Here is a 24914-nt window from a genome sequence, read left to right as displayed (position 1 = left end):
ACACCCCTCTTGTTTTAACATAAAAAGTTATATATCTTTGAGGATATATAGAAGTTGTAGCCAATTAAACCCAAAATGCCTAAAAGACCTAAACAACATCAATTAGAAGACTTATCGAGAGCTAAATTTCAGCTGTGTCTTCCCGAAAAATGGGTTATAAGAGATAAGGATAAAGATTACGGAATTGACTGCGAAGTAGAACTATTTGATGAAGAAGGTAATTCAACGGGAATTTTATTTTATGTACAATTAAAATCAACTGCTTCTAAGAAAGAATCTGAAATTTTCAATGTTGATTTTAAAATTAACACTTTAGAATATTTTAAACAGCTTGAAATTCCAGTTTTATTAGCCAGATATTCTAAGCATCTTGACAAAATTTATGTAAAGTGGGTTAATGAAGTTGACCTAACATTTGCTAAGAAAAAAGCGAAAACTTTCAGAATTAAAGTTGAGAAAAGTAATGAATGGAATGAACAATCTGAAAATCAAATTGAAAATGATTTAAATAACGTTAGAATACTAAACTCTCGTTCATTTAATTTTCCTCTGTCATATTCTATAAATTTTGAGGATGACAATATACAAGGACTTTCAAATAGTCAATTTAAAATACAACTGAGAAATGAGCTTAGAAAATATTCAGATTTTTTAGAATATAAGGCTAATGATGAAAACTATCTTATAAATATCAGTATTGATAAAAACGTTTTATTAGTACAAACAAGTATTCTTAAAGGAGTCTTTTTTCATAACCTCGATAAAAGACCTAAAGAAAAATTTATAGAAGAGTTATCATTAGACGTTTTATTGAGTTTATCAATGTGTATGGTAATGGTTGGTCACATTGATTATTGTGGGAAAATAATATTTGAAAATGAACTAGAAAAAAGGTTAATTGAAAAAGAAGAATTATTATTAAGATTACTACCTGTATTACTTTCTAGTTCATATTTTGAGAATTCATTAAACTTAATTAATGATGCACTTGACAATAAAGAAAATGAGATAATACTATTTCCAGCAGTTGCTTCAATTTTACTTAAATCTGACACTAAAATAAAAAAAAGAATAGCTCTAATTGAGTCTTTTTTCAAATCACAATTAGAAAAAGCAAAAAAACTTAATATTGATAGTTTGATTGCTACTTCTTACTATAATTTAGGCAACTTCTACAGAAGTAAAGACAGACATAGGGAATCAATAAATCATTATGTAAAAGCAAAAAAATATGACTCAGATTATTTAAAAAGGTCTTACTATTTCAGAAAGATAGCTGGAGTTTGCTTTGAAGCTGGAAAATTTAAGTTTTCTGCTAAATTCTATAAAAAATCAATTGAGCTTGGAGCATCAAATGAAACTAAATCGCTCTTAGGAGATGCATTAATGTTTTCGGGCAATTATAAGGAAGCTGATAAAATATTTCAAGACTACATTTCTACCATCGAAAAACCAAATGAAGAATTTTTATTAAAGGCTTTATTACTTGGTGAAATATTGGAAAACCAAAAAATTTATTCACAATTCAGAAAGCCAAAGGAAGCGGATGAAATAGCTGGAAACAAACCTTCTATTACTGATATTGAAAGTGCTTTGAACAAAGATTTATTATCTAGTTTAGCTTGGTTTAATTTGGGTGTGATTAAAAAAGATAATTCAGACTTTGAAGAAGCAACTTTTTGTTTCGCAATGTGTGCTTGTATTAATCTATCGGATATTGAAGCTTGGACATTTGCTTTTTTAGCATTTATAAATTCAGGTAAAAAAGGAAATCTATTAATTGGTTCATTAATATTAAAAACAGCATATTGGCATAATCGTGATGAATTCCTAATAAACTTATACGGAATTCTAGAACAGAATGGAGAACAAAGTACAGAAATAATTAAGATGATTGATAATATCCTCACAAGGGATAACAGAACAAGTGAAAAAAGTGCTGTATTCAGAGTCCTTGACGGAGAGGATTACAAAGAAATTGAAATAAAATAATAACTGGCTACAACAAGAACCGAGGTGAAAAACAAGTAAATTTCATACATTTTAACCACCCCCTTAGGCTTTTACACCCTTCTTGTTTTAACATAAAAACTTATATATATTTGAGGATATATACAAGTTGTTCGAGAATACCCTATGGGTCGCTCAAGTCATGTCGCCTACGGCAACATTTTCTCTTGAGCTATTCTCGAACAACGCCCTGACAGTACGACTGTAATTCGCTATATTTGTAGTATATTATTAATATTTTAACTTGAGACGCCTACATAGGTGAACTCTCGACAACAAACGGATATAGCGAATTACGTCTAATGGCTCTCTTTGCTCTTGAAGTTTTCACTTCAACGCAAATCGCCATATCCGTCAGGGCGTTAGCAGTAATTTGAGAAAAACATTAACTAATTAAAAACAAAACACTTAAAGAAGAGTGAATAGAATTGAAATAATAGACAAAATTGGCGCTCAATACCAAATTGGAAATACTGAATCTGGAGAATTTAGTTACTCATCTGCACTTAAATCAATCGGAAAAAATATTAAGGATTTTCAGAAAGGTGATACAGGAACAAACCATCAATATTTAGACATAAGATTTGAAAATGAACGACTTTGTATTTTGATAGAAACAAAGAACAAGTTTAGTAAATGGAATAAAGAAAAAATTCAGAAACAATTACAAGACTATGTCCGTTTTGAAAAAGCTTATTCTGACAAAAGAATTGTTGCAATTCTTGCTGAAACAGAAGGTGACGATATTTGTGTTTGGTATGGTCAATCGGTAATTATAGATGATGAACATATAGTTCTTGAAGAAACTAAACTAAAAACGTTTGAAGAGTATGAAGAAATATGCTTTGGTAAAGTTAATGATAAAATCAAAGTAATCGATTCTATCAAAACCCTTAATGAAAAACTACATTCAGACGGTGTAAATGAAAAATTAAGAAGCCAATTCGTTGGTACTTGCCTTTTAGCCTTAAAAAATGGTTTAGTATATGAAAACATTAAGGATACGATTAACCCTAAAACTGGAAAACCTCTAAAAGCAGAAACAGTAGTACTCAATAACATCAAAGATATTTTAGAAGGATTATTAACGAAAAGCGGTAGTATAAACAAGGCTAGTAAGTTAGCAATTCTTAACAATAAAGTTTTAGATGACCAAGATGTTCAAAGTCTTACTTATAAAGAATTAACTGATATTTTAAAGTTTATAGACACTAACATAGTGCCTTACATAAACGATAAAAATACGGCTGGACAAGATTTGTTGAATTTGTTCTTCACAACCTTTAATAAATATGTAGGAAAGTCTGATAAAAACCAAGCTTTTACGCCAGACCATATATGTAGTTTTATGAGTAAAGTCGTTGGTGTTAATAAACATTCAAGGGTTTTAGACCCTTGTTGCGGTAGTGGTGCTTTTCTGGTAAGAGCTATGACAGACGCAATGGATGATTGCGAAAGCGAAGATGAACGAGAAAAAGTAAAACAAGAGCAAATTTTTGGAATTGAATATGAAGCAGGCGCATTTGGCTTGTCATCTACAAATATGTTAATTCACGGAGATGGAAACTCGAATGTTGTCCAAGACTCATTATTTAACAAAGGTAAATGGATTGAAAATAATGACATCAATGTAGTATTGATGAATCCGCCGTATAATGCTACAAAAAAGTTTTGTAATTCCAACTATACGAAAAATTGGGATAGTAAGAAAAAAGAAGACCCTTCAAAAGGTTTCCATTTTGTTGAATGGGTAGCAAGACACGTTTCACCATTAACTAAAATGGCAGTATTACTTCCAATGCAGGCAGCTATAGGTAATAGTAGAGATGTCAAGGAGTTTAAGAAAAAAATGCTAGATAACTACACTTTAGAAGCTGTATTTTCTTTACCTGTTGAAGTATTTTATCCAGGTGCAGCAGCAGTTGCTGTGTGTATGGTGTTTGACCTTTCACAAAAACATATTAAAGCAAATAAAGAAACATTTTTTGGATATTATCGAGACGATAAATTCACAAAAAGGAAAGGACTTGGTAGGGTTGAAATGACTGATGAGAAAGGAAATAGTTTATGGGCAAAAACAGAAGAATTATGGCTTGATTTGTTTAAAAACAAAAAGCAAGTAGCTGGTTTATCTGTTATGCGGAAAGTTAGTTGGAAAGATGAATGGTTGGCGGAAGCATATATGGAAACTGATTATAGTAGTCTTGAATCCGATGATTTTGAAAAAACAATTAGAGATTATTATTCATACATAATTAAAGATGGTGGCGAAAATGCTTAACACAGATAACTGGGAAGAATTTTGTTTGAATGATTTATTCGATATTGGCCCCGGTAAATACCATAGTAAGGATGAGTACGATGAAGGACTTACACCTTATGTCACAGCTTCAGCAAATAATAACGGCATAGCACAGAGAATTAGCTTAACACCTGATTTTAAAGGAAATGCTATAACAACAGGTAAGGTTGGTTGCACAGCATTTTATCAAATAGAAGACTTTTGTGCTTCGAGCGATGTTAATATTTTCAGAGCAAGTAAATTTAAAATGACTTCTAAAATAGGTGTTTTTATTACGTCTATCATCAATTTTTCTGAAAATTACAAATGGACTTACGGCAGACAATGTCGTGTAGGTGACAGTAAAAAAATTGTTATAAAATTGCCTATTTCATTTGATAAAAATCATAATCCAATAATTGATAATGAAAAGAAATTTAACCCTAAAGGTTATGTTCCTGATTTTAAATTGATGGAATCAATTATTGAAAATAAAATAAATAACAGTCCAATTGGAGACTCATTAAAAACGAAAAACCGAAACAATAAAGCCTCTTTTAAAACAGAAAATTGGAAAGAATTTTATTTGCATAAGCTTTTTAACATTACTATGGGTAATGGAATAGATGCTAATAAGACTACTAATTTTGACCCAAAATATAACTATGTATCGAGAGATAGTAATGGAAACGGTGTTGTTGCTGTAGTGGATGAAATAAATGGCGAAGACCCTTTCCCAGCAGGTGCAATGTCCGTTTCTTTAGGTGGAAGTTTTTTAGGGTCTTGTTTTATTCAAAAAAAGCCATTTTATACAGCTCAAAATGTTGCCGTTTTAAGAGAAAAAGAAGCACTTTCGCTTCATACTAAACTTTTTATTTCTTCTCTAATTCGTAATGAATGTAAAGTTAAATATTTAGCATTCGGTAGAGAATTAAATTCTCATATAAGGAAAGATTTTACAATCAAACTTCCAATCTTAAAAAAAGGAAATGAAACTGTTATTGATAAAGAAAAAGATTATTCTGAAAATGGATATGTACCTGATTGGAAACTTATGGAAGGAATTATCAAAAAACTTCCTTATGGAGATAGAATTAAATAAAAAACTACTGCCAAGCCGGTAACCGTTACACAAGTCTATAACTTTGCCTAAATTGATTTTATATAAGCCGCTTAAAGCGGCTTTATTTTTTTATTAGTTGAGTAAATAGTTAATAGCTGAGTGTCTTAAAAATGGGGTTATAGATTTTTACAAACGGTTTTTACAAAACTCAAAGATTGTTATTAAAGCTATTTTATCTAGAGAATAATTAGATTTTAAATTTTGTATCTTCCCTAAATAATATTTAAAGGAAAATTGTATGGAGGCATCGATTCAAGATATGGCAAAACGTATTGAGTATCATTATGCAAGTATAGAAGACAAACATTATTTTGGAGGTTTTTTAAATTTAGCTCAGAATAATATTGATGAAATTTTTACAGCATTTAAAGAAAGATTTGGAAAGGAAGTATTTGAATTTTTCAAAGATAACAAAGCTGTTTCAGAATATGAGTTAGGGGTAAAGTTTCTTCAACAACATTTACCAGTTATTCGGTATTTATACCTTCCTCTTTCGCACTATAAATCACTAAGGTATGCTTCTCACGAATTGATCTCAGAACAGCGCTATTATTTTGAAAAATCTTTGAAGACTCTAATTTGTTTAATTAGAGATTACAGAAACTTTTATACACATCATTATCACAAACCAATTGAAGTATTTTCAGAGAATTATGAGTTGTTAGATAATCTTTTATTATCTGTAATAAGGGATGTAAAAAAGTATCGTATGAAAACTGATGCTTCTAAACAATTGCTAAAAAAGGGTTTACTAGAAGAGCTTCAACAATTGAAGGTGTTAAAAATTGATGAGCTTAAAAAGTTAAAAAGAGAAGGTAAAAAAGTAAATCTAAGTGATGAAGAGGCTATAACTAGTGCTATTCTTAATGATAGTTTCTACCATTTACTGCATGGAAAAGACGAAATAAATAAGTATTATAGTGCTATTCCTTCCAGAGAAGTCAAACCTGAAAATAACGTGACAATTTCTGAAAGTGGACTTTTATTCCTTATGAGTATATTTTTAACTAAAAAACAAGGAGAAGATTTAAGGAGTAGAGTTAAAGGCTTTAAAGCTAAAGTTGTTAAAAATCCAGATATTCCTATAAATAAAAAAAATAATAGTCTAAAATATATGGCTACTCATTGGGTCTTTGGTTATTTAGGCTATAAAGGTTTTAAAAACAGGTTTAGAACAAGTTTTACAAAAGATACTTTACTTGCTCAAATAGTAGATGAATTAAGCAAAGTTCCTGATGAATTATATCAAGTTTTTTCTGAAGATAAGAAGAAAGAGTTTCTAGAGGACATAAATGAATTTATAAAAGAAGAAGGTTTGGGCTCTTCGGGGGAAGCTACAGTAATTCATCCTGTCATTAGAAAGCGTTATAAAAATAAGTTTACTTATTTCGCACTACGTTATTTAGACGAATTTGTTGACTTTCCATCCTTACGATTCCAGTTACATTTGGGAAATTATGTACATGACAAACGTGAAAAATCTATTGAAGGAACACAGTATGTTTCAGATAGAATTGTAAAGGAAAAGATAAAAGTATTTGCTAAGCTAAGTGAGGCATCGAAGTATAAAAAAGATTATTTTTCTACCGCAGTAATCAATACTGAACAGGGATTAGAATTATACCCAAACCCTTCTTATAATTTCGTTGGCAATAATATTCCTATTCATATAAATTTTTCAGAAAAATACTTCCCAGGAAAAGTAAAGAAAGTTGCTAATCAAATAAATGGCCAAAATTCTGTATATAAAATAAAGCATACTTCTGAGTATAGAGAAAGAGAGGACACAAAAATGAATCCTAGTACATTTTTGAAAGATTTTAATTACGAAAAACTAGCGCCAATTGCAATGTTATCTTTAAATGAATTACCCGCTCTGTTGCATTTAACTTTAAACCATACTCCGCCTGAGGATATAGAAAAAATGATTGCTCAGAAAATAGTAGAACGTTATGAAGTACTTACTGGTTTCAAAGCAGGGGATAAACTTCCTAAAGGATCTATCACTAAAAAACTTCTTAAAGCTGGTGATCATGAAAAAGTAAATATTCCAAAACTTTTAGATGCTATTTTCAATGAGATAGGAATAACCAATGCCAAGTTACAACTAGTTTTTGAAAATACGAAGCAAGTTAAAGATAGAAAAAATAAAAGAAAATATATTTTTAATAATAAAGAACTTGGCCAAGAGGCTACATGGATTGCCGATGATTTAAAGCGTTTTATGCCGAAAGGAAGTAGATTACAATGGAGAGGGTACCATCATAGTCAATTACAAAAATCTTTAGCTTTTTATGACATACAAACAAAAGAAGCCTATAAGTTGCTTAGAGAGTTTTGGGATTTTAGGAATGAATCTTACATATGGAATGATAATATCAAAAATGCTTTTGAAAAACGCGATTTTATATCCTTTTACACCTGTTATTTAAAAGGAAGAAAAGAGCTTTTTGAGAATTTTATTTACCAAATAAAAGGCTATCAAAAAAATAATAGATTATTAAACTTATTTATAAAGCAACAACATATATGGAATTTGTTTCACAGAAGGCTTTATATGATTAATACTGTTGACAATCAAGTACAAAAATTGTTAGTAAAACCAATGCAATTTCCTAGAGGTATTTTCGATAGTAAACCTACATATGTAAAAGATAAAAGTATTAAAGAGCACCCAGAATATTTTGCTGAGTGGTATGTGACATGGCATCAACACCAAGACTATCAAAAATTTTATGGTTGGGATCGTGATTATAAAAATGCATATCAGGCTAGTAGTCAAGAGAAAACAGAGAAACGATTTATAAAAGTTCAAGAATCTAAAATCAAAAAAGTACAACAGCAGGATGTTTTGCTTTCAAAAATGGCGAGTAACATTTTTAATAAACTCTACCTTTCAGAAAAAGCAATACCAATTGAGCTTCAATTGAGCAATATTTATAAAACTCAACAGGAGCGTAAAGATGAAGAAGCTATAGCAAGAGTGCAAAGTCAAAGAATCTCTGGGGATACTAGCAAAAATATAATAAAATCATCATCTGCATGGACGCTCACAGTTCCCTATGAAAGTGAGAATATTAAAGAGCCAGTAGTGAAATTAAAGGAGTTAGGGAAATTTAAAAAATTTGTTAATAGTAAAAAGGTTCAAACTATATTTGAATACTATCCAGATAAAAAATGGAATAAAATAGCATTAGAAGATGTGTTAGAACTTAAACCAAATTCTTATGAGGTGATTCGAAGAGATTATTTACTAAAGAGTATTCACGACTTTGAAAAATTTATGATAAAGAAGATTCCTTCCTTAATTAAAGGTGATAACAATCCAAATTTCAAAAAATACTTAGCAACCTATTTAAAATATATGAATTTTATATCAAAAGAGGATGAAGACTGGTTGAATAGTAGGTGTAAAAAAGATTTTGATACAGATATAACTCAGGAACTAAAAGAGAAGAGTGACCATATTCAAAAAGCATTTTTATTGATTGTAATTAGAAATAAGTTTTCGCACAATAAATTGCCCATTGAGGTATATTTTAAAGAAATTTACAAAAGAGTAGCCAATGCTTCAAAACTTAATTTTAATGAATTATATTTAGAATATACAAAACAAACGATTCTAGAATTTGAAAAAGCAAACTAAGGAGTTTAGTTTTAGGTTCATTGACATCATTTTTAACACTAAAAGATAAATGAGACAACCTGAAGTAAACGTTGTTACATAGAGCATGTTGTAACAGCCTTTATTTTGGAAGGTATTCACAACCTCAAAATCTCCATCATCTTGTGTAACATCGTTGTAACAGCCTTTATTTTGGAAGGTATTCACAACGCCAAGCATCTAAAGCTGCACCACCGTTTTGTTGTAACAGCCTTTATTTTGGAAGGTATTCACAACTATATTCTGTATTGAAATGATATGTAATATGTTGTAACAGCCTTTATTTTGAAAGGTATTCACAACAATGATAAGTCTGCTAGTAATTCTCTTTTTGTTGTAACAGCCTTTATTTTGGAAGGTATTCACAACTGCATAGTCATACAAGTCAATCCAATTGTCGTTGTAACAGCCTATATTTTGGAAGGTATTCACAACATTCTCTATGATGTACTTAGAGATAGGCATGTTGTAACAGCCTTTATTTTGGAAGGTATTCACAACTACTTCCAACAGCTGATGTAGTAGCACTTAGTTGTAACAGCCTTTATTTTGGAAGGTATTTACAATAATCAATACTTCTATGTAGAAATAGAGTATTAGAGCTAAAGCTTAAAAGTCTTATTATTAGGTATGTGTTTTTCAAAATTTCAAAAAAGGTAAAACAAAAATTTATTGTATATTTATTTGGTTGTTAGTGCTCTATGTAGATTATTATGAGGTTTATTTTATTTTTATACTTAATTTCCTTTTCCTTATTGGCTCAAGAGTCCTCTAAGGGTATAGAAGGTGTAGAAATATTAAACTACGAAAAAAATTATCAGGTTATTTTTAAAACACAACAAGGAGGCTTTTCTTCTTTTTATTTAAATAAAAACTTAGAACAAATTAATGAGTACCAAATATTTAAAAAATATATTTTTTTGACATTTAATCTAGAAAAAAATAAAGGCTACTTATTACAGTTCGAGGACAATAGTATATTTATTATATATAAAGATAAAAGAGTTAAATTTGAACTTTGGCGAGAGCACAATAGTGATAAAAGAGAGACTTCTTTATGGTATAGTATTTCAGATTATTTAAAATTATTTAATTTATTACCCAAAAAGAACTCTTTTTAGCAGTATGACACTTTATGAATTTATCCGCCTACCAGAAAGCGATCAATATCATGTAGCTTTTACCAGAGGTGTTTTTATAACCTACCATTTAGAGGCAGAAAAACGCTATGCATTATATGCAATAGATAAATTTTTTATTGAAGTAACTTATGCTGTAGAAGCAAATAAGCTATTAGCTATAAAAAGTTTTAAAACAGGAAAGCTGTTGGATAAATACTCTAATTTTGATAAAGGTAAAATATAAAAATAGCTCTTAGTTAAGTGAGTATATTGTCATTACGTTATTTTCTTTTTATAACCTTTGATTCTTGGGATTACTTCAAACCATATAATTTTTTTATTTGTGTGATAATGATTTATAATTATAAAGATAGATGTAATTTATTTTAAGCTTCAGGAATCTCAAAATCAAATAACTCTTTAGGGTGAACTCCTAAACCTTTTGCTAATTCATATACCGTAGGTAATTGAATTTTTACTTGCCCTTTCTCAATTTTGCTAATATCGCTATAATCAATGTCACACTGTTGTGCTAATTTTCTGTAACTCAGATTTTTTTCTTTTCTAATTTGAGAAACTTTTAATCCAAATAGAGCTAAAAATCTTTGTTTAGCTTTTTTGTCAACCATAACTTTAATATTTATGGTCAATTTCATTATTTACAAGTAAAATATTGTAGGCTTTTTAACCCACTTGTTAAATAATTTGATTATATTTGTTGAATAATAATATATTTGCGATTACTTCTTGCGTAAAATAGAAGCATCGCTTTGAGTCTCGTATAGGAAAACTGGCGTTTTAAATTATACCACGGGACAATAAGTGTAGATGCTCACGCCTATAAAATGGTGTGGGCTCACTTATTTGTGGTAAAGGTACACGCCAGTACCTCCTATCTTATAAGCTGAGTTCCACACCTATTTTTATTCTAGATTTCAGGTACTTAATTCGGTAGATTCTTAGCATACTTCTTCAATCTTTATAAGAGATTCCGCAATAAAGTGTTTAACTTAAAATATAGAGAAGCCTATGAATAAAAACTTAGCTAACTATTATTTAGATAGATAGCTATATAAATCCAGAGCATTTTATAATGTTATAAAAAACCTTCCCACAAAGTTTTGGCGAACCGCAGGAAGGCAACTAAGCAATAATGTACCCCATAGGGTACACCACTTAATACCACAAAACTATGAAAATTTTATTTAGGCAATGCCTTAGGGGTAGTATATACTTACTCCTAAGCAGCTTTGCACTGCCCATACACGCACAAGTAAGTGTATCTGGGCTAATTACCGATAGCAGCAATATGCCCATCCCAGGGGTAAACATACTGCTTAAAAACACAACAACAGGAACAACCACCAATTTTGAAGGCAGGTTTAAGCTAGAAGCATCGCCTAGCGATACCTTGGTGGTTAGCTATATAGGGTTTAAAACCCAAGAGCTAGCAGTAAGAGAGCAGGTATTTTTTACAATAAACCTAACACCCGAGGCCAACACCTTAGCAGCGGTACTTATTAATGCAGGCTATTATACCACCACCGATAGAGAACGCACAGGAAGTATAGCAAAAGTTACTGCAAAAGAAATCGAGCTACAGCCAGTAGTAAGCCCGCTACAAGCATTACAAGGACGTATGGCAGGGGTAGAGGTTATCTCAAATAGTACTTTGCCTGGAGCTGCTCCTACTATACGTATACGGGGGCAAAATAGTTTACGACCAAATGGGAATTACCCCCTCTATATTATTGACGGGGTACCTTTTAATTCTACGCCATTAGAAACTAATAGTACCTTAAGTTTTACAGGGATTGATCCCTTAAGTACAATTAATCCCGCCGATATAAAAAGTATAGAAGTATTAAAAGATGCCGATGCTACGGCTATTTATGGTTCGCGTGGGGCGAATGGGGTAGTTTTAATTACCACTAAGAAAGGAACCACGGGAGAAACCACGGTTCAGGCACGTATTAGGTCTGGATTCTCTGAAGCACCCAACCGTATTGATTTACTTAAAACCTCAGAATACTTGAAAATACGCCAAAAAGCATTTGAAAACGATGGTATAGTACCAAATGAAAATAATGCTTATGATTTGTTGGTATGGAATCAAAACCGCAATACCGACTGGCAAGAAAAGTTTTTCGGTAAACAGGCAGGTTTTACCCAAGCCAATCTCTCGATTTCAGGAGGGAGCTCAACTACCCGATATCGTGTTAATGGTTCTTATTTAAAACAAGGAAGCATTTACCCTGGTAGTGCTAGCTTCCAGAAAGCCACAGGAAGCGTACAACTCAATCATTTAAGTAAAGACAATAAATTTTCATTAAATATGGCGATTACTTACGGTGCAGACAAAAACCACACCGTAGGGATAGGATCTTTGATACCACAAGTTTTTAGTTTAGCACCCAATGCACCAAAAATTTTTAATGAGGATGGAAGTTTACATTGGGAAGAATGGAGTGAAGTAGGAAAGGAAAATCCATTTCAAGGTTATCTAAATACTAGTGATATTAAAATACATAATACACTTGCTAATCTCAACTTATCCTATAGGTTAATGAAAGGATTTAAACTTTCTAGCAATTTTGGATATACTCATCTTAATAGTAACGAATTAACTAAACGTCCAAAAGAGTCCTATAATCCACAATATAAAGAGTTTATAGATCATGAGTCTGCTCATTTACAAGGTGAAAGTACCTCGTGGATTATCGAACCGCAACTTTCTTATCAAGAAAACATAGAAAAATTAGGAATTAAAGCTTTAATAGGAGCTACATTACAAGAGCAACTAAACCTCCAAACAGGAGTTACTGGTACTGGTTATGCTACTCGTTCGATGATAGGAAACCTTGCAGCAGCCACTAATCTCTCTCGAGGGCTTCATCAAGAAGCTAACTACCGTTATATGGCTTTTTTTAGTCGACTGGGCTTAGATTGGGACAAAAAATATTTTATTAATCTTACAGGTAGAAGAGATGGCTCATCTCGCTTTGGCCCCGATAAACGTTTTGCAAATTTTGGAGCTATTGGGGCGGCTTGGATTTTTACAGAGGAAGTTTGGGTAATAAAAAAAATCCCATGGTTATCTTTTGGTAAACTAAGGGGTAGTTATGGTATAACGGGTAGCGACCAAATAGGTGATTATGGGTATTTAGATAGTTATGTAGCTACCGTTGGTCCAGGAGGGCTTTACCCCACTCAGTTAGCAAATCCTAATTACTCATGGGAAGTAAATAAAAAACTAGAAGCGGCTGTACAGTTAGGTTTTTTTAAAGACCGTTTACAACTTAATGTAAGTTATTATAAAAACCGCTCATCTAACCAATTGGTAGGCTATAGCTTACCTAGTATTACAGGATTTACCTCTGTACAGGCCAATTTACCCGCTACGGTAGAAAACAGGGGTTGGGAAATAGAAGCCTATGCTAAAGTTATAAACACTGATGACTGGAAATGGCAAAGTACATTGAATTTTACTCTGCCTAAAAATGAATTGGTAAACTATCCCAATATAGAGCAATCTCCCTATGCTAATAGCTATCGGGTTGGGGAACCATTAAATATAGCTTTGCTATACCAATATGAAGGTATCAATCCAAAGACAGGTTATTATCAAATTACCGATGTGAATGATGATGGAAGACTAGATTATGAAGACCGGGTGGTTGTTAAAGATCGTAACTCGAAGTTTTATGGTGGTTGGCAAAATACCCTGCAATATAAAAATTTTGACATTCAGTTTTTATTACAGTTTGCAAAAAAAGAAGGGGAGTTTGCATTATTTGATGCTGGTCGCGTTGGTGCACTACGACAGGAAGATTATATTGGTTTAGAGGGTGATAAATTTCAAACCATATCTACGCAGCTCGATGCAATAAGAGGCTATAGTAACCTAATACAAACGTCTCTGCCTTATACTGATGCTTCATATATCCGCCTTAAATCCTTTGCATTAAGCTATTCCATACCTAATACCCCCCTTCAAAAAATTGGGATAAAGAATTGTAAGCTATTTGTACAAGGGCAAAACCTATTTACCCTTAGTAATTATCGCGGGATGGATCCCGAAATGGCTAAAGGACAAGGTACTGCATTTGGTGCTTTGCGAACTTTTACTACGGGAATAGAAGTGAAATTTTAAAATAAATAAAATGAAAAGATATAAATTAATAATACCATTTTTAGTGATTAGCTTTTTAGCTATTTCTTGTGAAGATTTTGTAGAAGTAGAGACTCCTGATCACCAATTACCTGTTGCTGTGGTATTCGAAAATCAGGAAACCGCAAACAGTGCTATGCTAGGTATCTATTACCAGCTTTTTAGGAGTGTTGCTTTTAGCAATGGCCACAGTAGTAGCGTTACTGCCTTAGCAGGTCTAAGTGCAGGTATATTAGTTCCTGTAGATGCTACCAATACTGTTTTTACAGAATTCATGCAGCACGAGGTATTGCCTCAAAATCCAAATAATCTGAAATTATGGTCTAGTACCTACCAAACCGTGTATATGGTCAATTCATTTTTGGAAGGGCTCGAGGCCTCAGACAGCCTCCCCGAAGAATTAGCCAACCAATTACGGGGAGAAGCCTTGTTTGTAAGAGGGTTTACCTATTTTTACTTAAAGCAGCTTTATGGGAATGTACCCCTGATTTTAACAAGTGATTATCGTCTGAATGCTTCGGCTACTTCTAATACACCAGAAGAAATACAAACACAAATTCTAGCCGATTTACAAATCGCAGAGAATCTTCTTTCTGATGCTTACCCTCAACAAGAACGTACAGTTGTAAATTCTTATGCAGTTAAAGCCTTATTAGCACGTATATCTCTTTTTGATAAGAATTGGGAATTGGCACTAGAGTATAGTAATCAAGTAATTGCAAAAACTGCTCTTTACAGTCTAGAAGAAAATGTAAATGACGTGTTTTTAGCCAATAGTAAAGAGGCCATTTGGCAAATTTCACCGCTAGGTGGTGGCAATAGTACTACCAACACCCATGAGTGGACTATTTTTTCGTCTGCTTTTCCACAATTACGACTGAAACCTGGTTTTGAATCCAATTTTGAAACAGGAGATTTACGTAAAGAACACTGGATAGAGCAACACTCAGAGAATGCTACCTACCGCCCTTTTAAATATAAAGCAGGTAACACAGGTAATGTTGTTACAGAATACTCTATGGTATTCCGCTTGGCTGAGCAATATTTAATTCGTGCCGAGGCACAGGCACAACTAGGCAATATGCCAGCTGCTATAGCTGCTATAGATCATATTAGAGAAAGAGCAGGAATTCCATTAATAGCGCAAAGTCAACCACAAATTTCTAAGGAAGATTTTTTAACACTTTTGTTAGAAGAGCGAGAACGTGAACTTTTTTCTGAATGGGGGCATCGATGGTTCGATTTAGGTCGTACTAATAAACTTGATAATATTTTTAATTCAAGTCCATTTTGGTCTGAAACTGATAGTCTATACCCTATTCCAGAAGAAGAACGTATAAAAAACCCTAACCTAACGCAAAACCCAGGCTACTAATGAAAACAAATAACAATTACCTCAATATCTTTAGCATTATACTACTATTATTAGGTGTACAATTTTACTGTTATGGTCAAGTCGCTAAGTCAAAAAAGGCACCGCCTGTAGACTCAAGCATTATACATGGGCAACTCCCTAATGGCTTAACCTATTACATTAAGCCTTTAAACGAAAGTACTTCTGATATTAAAATGAGTTTTTGGGTAAAAGCTGGAGCGATACAAGAAGGGAAACAACAACCTAACCTTGCTCATTTTTTAGAGCATATGGCCTTTAAATCTAGTACCCATTTTCCTGAAGGATTAAAAGTAGATAGTTTACGCTTAGCCAAAGCAGGCATCCGAAATTTAAGGGATGTTAACGCAGCCAGTGGATACTACAGCACTAATTACCAATTCCCCGTCGCATCGAGCAATCCCGAAGGAATCCACACGGCTTTATTATGGTTTAAAGATATTGCTCATGGCTTAAAACTTACCGATGAAGATATTGAGAATGAACGGGGGGTATTGCTACAAGAGTTTAATACACGGGTGCAAAATTTGTCTGCGCATCGGGCCAAATCAAAGATGCTGCAACACATTAACCCTTGCTATCCATCTTGGGAAAATTTCTTCGACTACAATACTAATTTTCCTGCAAAAGAATTACGTGATTTTTATGCCACTTGGTACCGCCCCGATTTAATGGCAATAGGCGTGGTGGGAAATATAGAACACCCCGAACAGTTAAAGGCTAAAATTAAACACATGTTCGGAAGCATTCCTATGCCTATAAACCCTAAGCCTCTTCCTAATTGTGACTTAAAAATGCAGCCTCCAGGTTGGATTAACATCACCCAAGGAGAAAAAGAGACTACACAAGTCAAAAACAACCGAAATCGATTATATTTAGGCTTTAGAGATCCATATACCCAAGAAAAAATACATCGCATTGAAGGACTAAAACAACTTTTCCTTTGGCAATCCATGACACAACTTTTGCAAGAACGCTTGAATAAATTACAGCAGTCTTATGACATACATTTTAATTTTTTAAATAAGCACACCTATCGGTCACAAGTCGTTATGAGTTTTAAAGCGCATAATGCTTTGATTGATTTTGAAGTAGGATACAGTGAAAAAGCTTTAGAAACCTTTATAAGTTATTTACATCAATTGAAAGAATTTGGAGTGCATCCTAAAGAATGGGAAGAAGTGGTAAAAAACCAAGATCTTATTCTTGATTACCAAGACACCACTAGTACGAACTATTGGTCCCAAGAAATTTACCGGCATTTTGTAGCAGGAGAAGCCTTACCTGCCCACAAAAAAACTTTATTAAAACAATGGTGGAATGAAATGAGTCTCACCCAATTCAATCAAGAACTCAAAAAAATAATCCAATTGATACCAGAAGACATAGCCGTGATTGCCACAAAAGGAAGTGCAGCAGCCAATTATACGGAAATGCAGGTAAGAAATCTCATTGATAAAACGCTTCAAAAGCCCGTCAAACCTTACCTGCCAGAAACATGGGATCAGTCTTTGTTGAACAACGAGGTGATGGCTTCCTTGACGTCTCAAAAAATCAAAGCAAAAGGAACGACCAAAAGTGGCGGTAAACGTTTTATTTTTAAGAATGGAGCTCGATTGATTTTTCATAAAGACACCACTGCCCGTTACAAGGAAGGAAAAATTGAAATCACGGGGTTCAGTCCGTGGGGGAGTCATTGTTTTCCAGAACCCTCCACCTATGCGGCACGAAATTCGGCAAACATAGTACTTCAATCAGGCATAGGCACATGGAATAAATTTGATTTAGAACGCTTTATAGAACAACAACCACATCTCTTTACCATTAGACCTTATGTCGAAGCTGAGGAATCAGGCATTAAAGGAAAGGCTTCGACAGAAACTTTAGAGAAGTGGTTTCAAATGATGTATCTTTATATGACCCAACCCCGTTATGACACCAAGGCATTTGACTATTGGAAGCGACAGAAAAAGATAGAATATTTTCAATCCCCCTATGACGTTTCTTTTTTTAACTTTAAAAATCGGATAGAGCAACTCATGGGTCGCAATACCTATACAAATGTAGGAGAGCAATTATGGATAGGAGTTAAACAGACAGATTTAGACACCGCCTACCAAAGCTATCAGCAGCTCTTCGGTCAAACCCAAGATTTTACTTTTGTAGTTAGGGGAAATATAGAAGAGCCTGCTTTACTTTGCCTAGCTCAAAAATATATAGGTAACCTACCGCAGAGTAATTCTAAATTAAAATGCCAACCTAGGCTAAAGCAAAAAAACAAAGCACAAAAGCATCCTGCACTCAATAATATAGGCGACACGATAATAAATTCAGAGAAGACTCAATATTTAATACGCTATGTATTGACCGATATTCCATCAAATAGCCAAGAGTATTTAGGCTTACAGATGCTTAGCCGAATACTAGGGGAACGTCTCATGGACTTGCGTTACGAGAAGAATTTTTCTATCTATGGGGTGAACGCTAGTTTTAACCCACCAGCTGAATCTAATGCATATGATTTTTCATTTCATATCGGCTGTAAGGCCAAAGAACTACCATCGATACGAAAAGAAGCAAAAAAAATAATAGAGAATATAAAATTGGGAAATATAGATAAAGAGGAGTTTAAAGCCGCCCAATCCTATGTCATAAGTATGGCTTCAGGCTCCCTGTCAACCCAAAATCGACTCTTGGCTTATTATAAAGGGCAAAGCCCTTGGGTTAACTTAGAAAGCATAAAATTAACTGTAAACGCCATTACTCCAAAATTACTTAAAAACCTAACAAAACGATATATAACGGACGAGTGCTTGTACGAATTTGCTACTTATAAGTAAGTCTAGCTTAAGTCTAAAAATTTATAATTACATATTTAAAAAAGAAGAAACCGGATGTAAGTCCGGTTTCTATTTTTAAAGATTAATCTAAAGTAACTTCTCCTACCACTTTCCCACTACCAATTTTGGGGTCAGAGAAACTTTGTGAATCATAAATTGGATAGTTTGTGCCATCAGGTAGTACACGTACCAAACAGCTTTGGTCTTGATTAACACAATTCATTTCAGGAATTTGATGCCAATTTCCATTTCTAAAAATGTAATCGGAACTAGGGTCTGCACTTACTGCAACAGTAGTAAATGACATGGCAACTGCAAATATAATTGCCAATACAGGAATTAAAAATTTAGGTTTCATAACATAAAAATTTAAATGAATAATATGCCTACTCTTTTTCAGGTTTTCGGCTCGTCCCTGCTTCGCTGCGCAGCAAAATCTTTATAATTATACTAGCTATAGCTAGCAATGTACATCCAATAGTAAAGTATAAGTGCCCGTGCCAATTAAGTATAGGGAAAAAGCTACGGCAGTTACAGGGTATCTCAGGATACATAAATAATAAAGCAACTAAGTAGCTAATATATCCTATAAGTAAAAACAAGATTAGAAACAGGCTTATGCTTAGTTGTTTTTTAATAAACAATAATGCACTAACTGTAAGTTCAGTTATAGGGAGGCCATAAGCAATTGCCAATATCACTTCGTTATTGTTTAGCATTGGAGAGTTGGATAGGTTATCAATAAACAAGGTCATACTTAAAAGTTTAGTAAGCCCTGCATATAAAAACAACACCATAAAAAATAACCTAGAAAAACGAAGTATATACTTCCCTAAAATAATACGCTTGTTTTTATACATAATATCCCTTTTTTATTCTCTGGTAAAGTTCGGAGATAAAAATGACATTCGAGGTCTAGAAACTTATCTCTAAGGGATTAATACATATCTATAAGGGATTATTTTTGTTTTTTTTACTCAAAAAACACCTATTTTACTTATAAATCTCACAAAAGTGTTAAAAAGACATATTTGTAAGCATTTATAGAATCACAAAAAATATTTACAAAAAACTATTACCTGGGTTTAAATCAACTTTGTTGCTTCATAAACATCACTAGCAAATAATGATTCTAGATACATATCAAGGGGGTGAATTAAATTTTGAAAGCTAATTACAACTATTCGTTTTATGTTGTATATTTTTTGTATTTTTACAATTCAAAGGGACGTGTTACGCTTCGGGCGGCTCGTACCGCCTGAAGCCCACTTGTTGGGCTTCGCTTTTTTATAGGTTATGGTATGTATATCTTTTTGGCTTTTTTATTTAACACTATCACTCATAACTAAAAATACAATTAGCTATTTTTAGTCCGTTACCAATTTATATCGATTATTTAGGGCTAGGTGATTTGTTTTTTAAATGTATTTCTTTATCAAAATTAGAGTATTTATCCAACAGCTTTCCTGTTTTAAAACTTTTTATAGCTAATAGCTTATTTGCTTCTACAGCATAAGTTACTTCAATAAAAAATTTATCTATTGCATATAATACATAGCGTTTATCTGCCTCTAAATGGTAGGTTATAAAAACACCTCTGGTAAAAGCTATACTGGCCTACAATTTATAAGCTAGCTACCTAATATAAAAGCAGTATGTCCTTTTCTCGCGTAGCAACATTCAAAAAAAATACGTAGAGGTACGTATTTCTTTTTACGCATCTCTTATCGAACTTGCACAGAAATAAACATTATCCAAATCTAAAAATTAAACATATAATTTTTGTCATGAAAAAAAATACTTTTTTATTTTTCTTCTTCTTACTCTTTTCGTTCAGTCCAAACGTTTTATCCCAAACGGTAAATCTATTTTTTAGCGATTTCGAAGATGCCGCCTCAGCATGGACAACAGGTAGCCTTTTAGGAGAAAATAAATGGGAAATAGATGAATGTGCTGGTAACGGCTTAGTTAGTTTTGGAGAAACTACACCAACCAATTGCTTATTTTATAAAAACAAAGCTAATACCAATAGAGGGCTACCCTTTCCAAAAACGACACCATAAACCTCGTTAATTCTACCATAATAATACACTTAATAATAAATTACTATTGTTTTAGATAAAAAACAATTATTTCACATCAAAATAACATTAATTTACTTATTTCAATAATTAAAAACAAAAAAATGAAACTTTTTCGCAAAGCTGTTTTTTTGATATTAAAAATAAATTAACTTATTTTGCTATCTTGCTTACTCAAGTAATGAAGTAAATAAAAATTAACCAATCTTATTTTCTTATATAAATTAACCTAATAACTATTTTGATAAAGATAGTAAAGGCTAATATTAAAGAGAACTATTCAGTAATACCTTAAAATTTCATTTTATAATAATTAACCAAAACCATGAAAAATTACTATCAAACAAGCTTGTATGTTAAAAACATACTCATCTTATTATTTACACTATGGACTACTTATACTAGCAGGGCACAAACACAGATACCAACACCAAATAATGGAGTCCTTTATGTAAATAAAAATGTAACAGGCGGTAATGGCTCTGGAAACTCTTGGGCTAACGCCATCCCAGAACTTGCCGATGCCCTAAAATGGGCAAGAACAGAACACGATGCCAACAACAACTGGCTACAAAACGATAGCCTACAAATTTATGTAGCTAAAGGAACATATAAACCTTTATATAGTGCCGAAGACGGAAATTACACCAATGATGCCAACCGTGACAACGCTTTTGTGTTAGTTAAAAACGTACAACTTTATGGTGGCTTTGACCCCGCCAATGGCATTACCAACTTAACTCATACTAGAGATTTTTCTGAAACCACAGGAAGCATTTTAAGTGGAGATTTTAACGATGATGATATCATAACAGGTAGTGGGGCTTCGTTTAGTTTTAGTAATAACACCGAAAATGCTTACCAAATTGTTATCGCCACTGGAGATGTAGGCAGCGCCTTATTAGACGGTTTTAGTTTAACTGGAGGAAATGCTAACAACAACACTGGTACTTATGTTAACTCATTATACGTAGAACAAAAAAACGGAGGGGGGATGTATAATTATGCTTCTTCGCCTAGCTTAACCAATGTAACGATTACAGGGAACTCTACAAATAATGACGGTGGTGGGATGTTTAATAATTATGCTTCTTCGCCGAGCTTAACCAATGTAACAATTGCAAATAATATGGCAACTAATAACGGAGGAGGGATGTATAATTATGCTTCTTCGCCGAGCTTAACCAATGTTATAATTACAGAGAACTCTACAAATAATGGAGGAGGGATATATAATGGCTCTTCTTCACCTAGCTTAACTAATGTAAAAATTACTGGAAATAAAGCAAATAATGGGAATGGGGGCGGAATCTTTAATTATGATTACTCCACACCTAATTTAATTAATGTAACAATTGCAAGCAATACAGCGACTAATGGAGGTGGGATATATAATGACTCTTCTTCACCAAGCATTTACAATACTATTGTTTTTGGGGTAATATTTAATGAAAATACCAGTAGTTATGCTGCAAATTACTCCTTGATAGAAGGCGATAGCAATACAAATAACGGTAACATCGATGCTACGGGCTTAAGCGAAACCGATATTTTTACAGATCCTGCTAATGGTGAATATAGCTTAAAAGAAAATAGTCAAGCCATAGATACTGGAGATAACACCACTTACACCAGCGCAGGTGGAGACCTAAATAACGATACCGACCTTGCGGGAAATCCTCGTTTACGTAATAATACCATAGATATAGGAGCTTTTGAATATCAAACTCCAAACATCACTCCAAATACTAATAACATCATATATGTAAATAAAAGCATAATAGGAGGTACACAAACAGGAGACTCTTGGGCAAATGCCATCCCAGAACTTGCCGATGCATTAAAATGGGCAAGAACTCAACATTACACAGATAATAATTGGCTGCAGAACGATAGCCTACAAATTTATGTAGCTAAAGGAACATATAAGCCTTTATATAGTGCCGAAGACGGAAATTACACCAATGATGCCAACCGTGACAACGCCTTTGTTATGCTTAAAAACGTACAGCTATATGGAGGTTTTGATCCAGCTAATGGTGTTACCAACTTAACTCATACTAGAGATTTTTCTAGCACAACAGGAAGCATTTTAAGTGGAGATTTTAACGATGATGATATCATAACAGGAAGCGGTGCTTCGCTTAGTTTTAGTAATAACACAGAAAACGCTTACCAAATTGTTATCGCCACTGGAAATGTAGGCAACGCCTTATTAGACGGTTTTAGCCTAACTGGAGGAAATGCTAACAATAACACTAGTACTTATGTTAACTCATATTACGTAGAACAAAGTAGCGGAGGAGGAATTTATAATGTAAGTTCTTCGCCTAGCTTAGCCAATGTAACAATTGTAAATAACATAGCAACTAAATATGGTGGTGGGATGTATAATTATTATAATTCTTCGCCTAACTTAACCAATGTAATAATTACAGGAAACTTTACAAATAATGGTGGTGGGATATATAATTATTATTCTTCGCCTAGCTTAACCAATGTAACGATTGTAAATAATATGGCAACTCAAAGCGGTGATGGGATGTATAATAATTCTTCGTCACCAGCCATAAACAATACCATTGTTTGGGGAGGCTTATATAAGGGTTGGAACGGTAATTACACTGCAAACCACTCACTGATAGAAGGAGACAACAATACAAATAACGGCAACATCGATGCTACGGGCTTAAGCGAAACCGATATTTTTACAGACCCTGCTAACGGTAATTATAGCTTAAAATACAATAGCCCTGCCATAGATGCAGGAGATAACACCGCTTACATCAACGCAGGTGGAGACCTAAATAACGACACCGACCCTTCGGGAAATCCTCGTTTACATAACAATATCATAGATATAGGAGCTTTTGAATATCAAACTCCAAATATCACTCCAAATACTAACAATATTATTTATGTAAATAAAAACATAATAGGAGGTACACAAACGGGAGACTCTTGGGCAAACGCCACCCCAGAACTTGCCGATGCCTTAAAATGGGCTAGAATACAACAAGATGCTGATAGCTCGGTTTTTGATAGTCAGCCCCTACAAATCTATGTAGCTAAAGGAACATATAAGCCTTTATATAGTGCCGAAGACGGAAATTACACCAATGATGCCAACCGTGACAACGCTTTTGTGTTAGTTAAAAACGTACAACTTTATGGTGGCTTTGACCCCGCCAATGGCATTACCAACTTAACTCATGCTAGAGATTTTTCTGAAATCACAGGAAGCATTTTAAGTGGAGATTTTAACGATGATGATATCATAACAGGAAGCGGGGCTACACTGAGCATTGCTAATAACACAGAAAACGCTCACCATGTATTTATCTCTGTAGGCGATGTAGGCAACGCCTTATTAGATGGTTTTAGTCTAACTAGAGGGAATGCCAACGGAACTGGCCAAATAGTTATCAGTGGAAAAACTATAGAGAATAATAGAGGTGGCGGAATGTGTAATAATACTGCTTCGCCTAGCTTAACCAATGTAACAGTTATAAATAACATAGCAACTCAATTCGGCGGTGGTATACATAACGAGACTTCTTCGCCTAGCTTAACCAATGTAATAGTTAAAGGAAACTTTACAAATATTGGTGGTGGTGGAATGTATAATTATTTTTCTTCGCCTAACTTAACCAATGTAACGATTACAAATAATATAACAACTAATAACGGAGGGGGGATGTATAATAATTCTGCTTCGCCTAGCTTAACCAATGTAACGATTGCAAATAATATGGCAACTAATAACGGAGGGGAGATATATAATTATTCTTCTTCGCCAAAGATATACAATACTATTGTTTGGGGAGGCGTAACAGGTGTTAATTACCAAGCTCAAAACTCTATAATACAAGGAAATAGTAGTACTATTAACGGTAACATCGATGCTACAGGTTTAAGCGAAACCGATATTTTTACAGACCCTGTTAACGGTGATTATAGCTTAAAAGATGGAAGTCCTGCTATAAATACAGGTAGTAATAGTCTTTATACAGGTGATATCAATAACGATACCGACTTAGCAGGAAATACACGTTTGTTTGGTAGTACTATAGATATTGGAGCTTTTGAACATCAAGGAATAAAAACCTATTGGACAGGTAACATAAATACCGACTGGCATACCGCAGGAAACTGGACAAGTGGGTTACCTAGCACTACCAGCAATGCCGTTATAGACCAAGTTATCAACCAACCTTTGGTTGCTGCTAC

At 33.3% G+C, this 24914-nt stretch carries 13 protein-coding genes and 1 CRISPR repeat array; of the genes, 10 read left to right on the top strand and 3 right to left on the bottom strand.

The window, feature by feature from the left end; genetic code table 11:
• Positions 1-75: 75 nt before the first annotated feature.
• From GGR32_RS10970 to GGR32_RS10950, 5 genes are all read left to right on the top strand, one after another.
• On the top strand, positions 76-1992 hold the full coding sequence (locus GGR32_RS10970) for a DUF4365 domain-containing protein (RefSeq protein WP_183478247.1): 1917 nt from the start codon (positions 76-78) through the stop codon (positions 1990-1992).
• A 436-nt stretch (positions 1993-2428) separates the two neighbouring features.
• On the top strand, positions 2429-4291 hold the full coding sequence (locus tag GGR32_RS12110; RefSeq protein ID WP_183478246.1) for an N-6 DNA methylase: 1863 nt from the start codon (positions 2429-2431) through the stop codon (positions 4289-4291).
• Complete coding sequence (locus GGR32_RS10960) at positions 4284-5393, top strand: restriction endonuclease subunit S (RefSeq protein WP_183478245.1); 1110 nt, start codon at positions 4284-4286, stop codon at positions 5391-5393. Before GGR32_RS12110 ends, GGR32_RS10960 begins: the two co-directional genes overlap by 8 nt.
• Positions 5394-5652: 259 nt before the next feature.
• Complete coding sequence (gene cas13b / locus GGR32_RS10955) at positions 5653-9060, top strand: type VI-B CRISPR-associated RNA-guided ribonuclease Cas13b (RefSeq protein WP_221403729.1); 3408 nt, start codon at positions 5653-5655, stop codon at positions 9058-9060.
• An 87-nt stretch (positions 9061-9147) separates the two neighbouring features.
• Positions 9148-9645: a CRISPR direct-repeat array (repeat unit 36 nt; unit sequence GTTGTAACAGCCTTTATTTTGGAAGGTATTCACAAC).
• 558 nt (positions 9646-10203) lie between these two features.
• On the top strand, positions 10204-10443 hold the full coding sequence (locus GGR32_RS10950; protein ID WP_183478243.1) for a hypothetical protein: 240 nt from the start codon (positions 10204-10206) through the stop codon (positions 10441-10443).
• Between the two features lie 142 nt (positions 10444-10585).
• On the opposite strand, the gene GGR32_RS10945 is transcribed toward GGR32_RS10950, so the two are convergent.
• On the bottom strand, positions 10586-10855 hold the full coding sequence (locus GGR32_RS10945; RefSeq protein WP_246415200.1) for a helix-turn-helix domain-containing protein: 270 nt from the start codon (positions 10853-10855) through the stop codon (positions 10586-10588).
• A gap of 536 nt (positions 10856-11391) precedes the next feature.
• Here GGR32_RS10945 and GGR32_RS10940 point away from each other — a divergent pair.
• From GGR32_RS10940 to GGR32_RS10930, 3 genes are read left to right on the top strand one after another with little or no spacing between them, the layout of a single operon-like run.
• Positions 11392-14352: a SusC/RagA family TonB-linked outer membrane protein gene (locus GGR32_RS10940; RefSeq protein WP_183478242.1), complete on the top strand. Its 2961-nt coding sequence runs from the start codon at positions 11392-11394 to the stop codon at positions 14350-14352.
• 10 nt (positions 14353-14362) lie between these two features.
• The gene (locus GGR32_RS10935; protein WP_183478241.1) at positions 14363-15745 is read left to right on the top strand and encodes a RagB/SusD family nutrient uptake outer membrane protein; all 1383 of its coding nucleotides are present in this window, start codon (positions 14363-14365) and stop codon (positions 15743-15745) included.
• The gene (locus tag GGR32_RS10930) at positions 15745-18603 is read left to right on the top strand and encodes a M16 family metallopeptidase (RefSeq protein WP_183478240.1); all 2859 of its coding nucleotides are present in this window, start codon (positions 15745-15747) and stop codon (positions 18601-18603) included. The genes GGR32_RS10935 and GGR32_RS10930 overlap by 1 nt, the downstream gene beginning before the upstream one ends.
• Before the next feature lie 82 nt (positions 18604-18685).
• Here GGR32_RS10930 and GGR32_RS10925 read toward each other — a convergent pair whose 3' ends face one another.
• Both GGR32_RS10925 and GGR32_RS10920 read right to left on the bottom strand, forming a co-directional pair.
• Entirely contained in the window at positions 18686-18961 is a 276-nt protein-coding gene (locus GGR32_RS10925) for a DUF6520 family protein (RefSeq protein ID WP_183478239.1), read from the bottom strand.
• Between the two features lie 28 nt (positions 18962-18989).
• Positions 18990-19463, bottom strand: coding sequence for a MauE/DoxX family redox-associated membrane protein (locus tag GGR32_RS10920; protein WP_183478238.1), 474 nt, complete (start codon positions 19461-19463; stop codon positions 18990-18992).
• Between the two features lie 927 nt (positions 19464-20390).
• Here GGR32_RS10920 and GGR32_RS10915 point away from each other — a divergent pair.
• Both GGR32_RS10915 and GGR32_RS10910 read left to right on the top strand, forming a co-directional pair.
• The gene (locus tag GGR32_RS10915; RefSeq protein ID WP_183478237.1) at positions 20391-20666 is read left to right on the top strand and encodes a hypothetical protein; all 276 of its coding nucleotides are present in this window, start codon (positions 20391-20393) and stop codon (positions 20664-20666) included.
• A gap of 343 nt (positions 20667-21009) precedes the next feature.
• Positions 21010-24914: beta strand repeat-containing protein (locus GGR32_RS10910; RefSeq protein WP_221403728.1), on the top strand; the 3905-nt coding region annotated here is incomplete at its 3' end.

It is taken from the genome of Mesonia hippocampi (genome assembly GCF_014197445.1).
Lineage (GTDB): Bacteria > Bacteroidota > Bacteroidia > Flavobacteriales > Flavobacteriaceae > Mesonia > Mesonia hippocampi.
The sequence above is the reverse complement of the archived record's forward strand: the minus strand, read 5'-3'. Positions and strand labels throughout refer to the sequence as shown.